Genomic DNA, 2,490 nt, shown 5'->3' on the forward strand with positions numbered 1-2,490 from the left:
GGCCAGCCTGTGTGACTGCCCCTCCTCCCCAACCCTCTCCCCGCAAGCGGGGAGAGGGAGTTTGGATTACGCTTCCTGCGCCATCTTTTCGGCCTTGGCGATCGCTTCGTCGATGCCGCCGACCATGTAGAACGCGCTCTCGGGCAGGTGATCGTATTCGCCATCGACGACCGCCTTGAACGACTTCACGGTGTCTTCGACCTGGACGAACTTGCCCGGAATGCCGGTGAACACTTCGGCGACGTGGAACGGCTGCGACAAGAAGCGCTGGATCTTGCGCGCGCGCGACACGATCGACTTATCTTCTTCCGACAGCTCGTCCATGCCCAGAATGGCGATGATGTCCTGCAGCGACTTGTAGCGCTGCAGCGTCTCCTGGACGCGGCGGGCGGTGTCGTAATGCTCCTGGCCGACGATCGCGGGGGTCAGCACGCGCGAGGTCGAGTCGAGCGGATCGACCGCCGGGTAAATGCCCAGCTCCGAAATCGCGCGGTTGAGGTTGGTCGTCGCGTCCAAGTGGGCGAACGAGGTGGCGGGAGCCGGATCGGTCAAATCGTCGGCCGGAACGTAGATCGCCTGCACCGAGGTGATCGAGCCCTTGTTGGTCGAGGTGATACGCTCCTGCAGCGCGCCCATGTCGGTCGACAGCGTCGGCTGATAGCCCACCGCCGACGGGATGCGGCCGAGCAGGGCCGACACTTCCGAACCCGCCTGGGTGAAGCGGAAGATGTTGTCGACGAAGAACAACACGTCCTGGCCTTCGACGTCGCGGAAATATTCGGCGATCGTCAGGCCCGAGAGCGCGACGCGCGCACGCGCGCCTGGCGGCTCGTTCATCTGGCCGAACACCAACGCGACCTTCGAGCCCTCAGGGGTCGGGTTGCCGTCGGCATCCTTGGCGATAACGCCTGCGTCGAGGAATTCGTGGTACAGATCGTTACCCTCACGGGTACGCTCGCCGACGCCTGCGAACACCGAGGTGCCGCCGTGGCCCTTGGCGATGTTGTTGATCAGTTCCTGGATGAGCACGGTCTTGCCAACGCCCGCGCCGCCGAACAGGCCGATCTTGCCGCCCTTTGCGTAAGGCGCGAGCAGATCGATGACCTTGATGCCGGTCACCAGAATCGCGCTCTCGGTCGACTGGTCGACGAACAGCGGGGCAGGAGCGTGGATCGGCATCGTGTCGGTGTGGCCGACCGGACCACGCTCGTCGATCGGCTCACCGATGACGTTGAGGATGCGCCCCAGCGTCTGCGGGCCAACCGGAACGCGGATCTGCGAGCCGGTGTCGGTCACTTCCTGGCCGCGCGTCAGACCCTCGGTCGAGTCCATCGCGATCGTGCGGACGGTGTTCTCACCGAGATGCTGCGCGACTTCGAGCACCAGGCGGTTGCCGTTGTTCGAGGTTTCCAGCGCGTTCAAAATCGCGGGCAGGCGGTCCTGCTCAAAGGTCACGTCGACGACGGCGCCGATGACCTGCGAGATGCGGCCGACGCTGTTGGTGGTCGCCGGGGCGAGTGTGTCTGGGGCGGTTGCCATGATGCTTTCCTCGTATCGACTACTTGAGCGCTTCGGCGCCGGAGATGATTTCCACCAACTCGGTGGTGATCGCGGCCTGGCGGCTACGGTTATACTGGATCGTCAGGCGATTGATCATGTCGCCGGCGTTGCGCGTCGCATTGTCCATCGCGGTCATGCGGCTGCCTTGCTCCGACGCTGCGTTTTCGAGCAGCGCGCGGAATATCTGGATCGCGACGTTGCGCGGCAGCAAATCGGCGAGGATCGTTTCCTCATCGGGCTCATACTCGACCGCAGCACCGCCATCCGCCACGGGAGCGGCGGTGGTGTCGATTGCGACCGGGATGATCTGGCGACCGACCGGTTCCTGCACCAACGCCGACTGGAACTTGGCGTAGAACAGGTGCGCGATGTCGAATTCGCCCGCCTCGAACCGCGCGATGACATCGTCTGCAATCGCGCGCGCATCGGCGAAGGCGACGGTCTTGATGTGGCTCATCTCATGGTCGGCGGCGATTTGCGTCGGGAAGAAGCGCTTGATCACGCGGCCCTTCTTGCCCGCCACATAGAATTTCACGGTCTTGCCAGCAGCTTCCAGCTCTTCGGCCTTGCGGCGTGCGGCGCGGACGATGTTCGAGTTGAATGCACCGGCGAGACCACGCTCGGACGTCGCAACGATCAACAGGTGGACCTGGTCCTTGCCGGTTCCCGCCAGCAGCTTGGGGCTCGATTCGCTGACCGAAACCTTGGCGGCGAGGCTCGCCATCACCTTTTCGAGCTGCTCGGCATAGGGACGGCCAGCGACTGCGGCCTCCTGCGCACGGCGCAGTTTCGCGGCGGCGACCATCTTCATCGCCTTGGTGATCTTCTGCGTCGACTTCACCGAGCCGATGCGGATCTTGAGGGCCTTGAGGCTTGCCATTCTAGTCCTTCTTCTCCCTCTCCCTCCGGGGAGAGGGTCGGGAGGAGGGC

Annotated in this window: 2 protein-coding genes; both read right to left on the reverse strand. The window is 64.1% G+C overall.

Annotation, left to right across the window (positions count from 1 at the left end):
* Positions 1 to 66: 66 nt before the first annotated feature.
* The gene (atpD, locus tag NW75_RS18530) at positions 67 to 1,539 is read right to left on the reverse strand and encodes a F0F1 ATP synthase subunit beta (protein WP_010404115.1); all 1,473 of its coding nucleotides are present in this window, start codon (positions 1,537 to 1,539) and stop codon (positions 67 to 69) included.
* A 19-nt stretch (positions 1,540 to 1,558) separates the two neighbouring features.
* Positions 1,559 to 2,440 carry a F0F1 ATP synthase subunit gamma gene (locus NW75_RS18535; protein WP_033966729.1) on the reverse strand — a complete coding sequence of 294 codons (882 nt, stop codon included), beginning with the start codon at positions 2,438 to 2,440 and terminating at the stop codon, positions 1,559 to 1,561.
* Between the last annotated feature and the right edge of the window lie 50 nt (positions 2,441 to 2,490).

The sequence above is a fragment of the Sphingomonas sp. Ant H11 genome (genome assembly GCF_000797515.1).
GTDB lineage: Bacteria > Pseudomonadota > Alphaproteobacteria > Sphingomonadales > Sphingomonadaceae > Sphingomonas.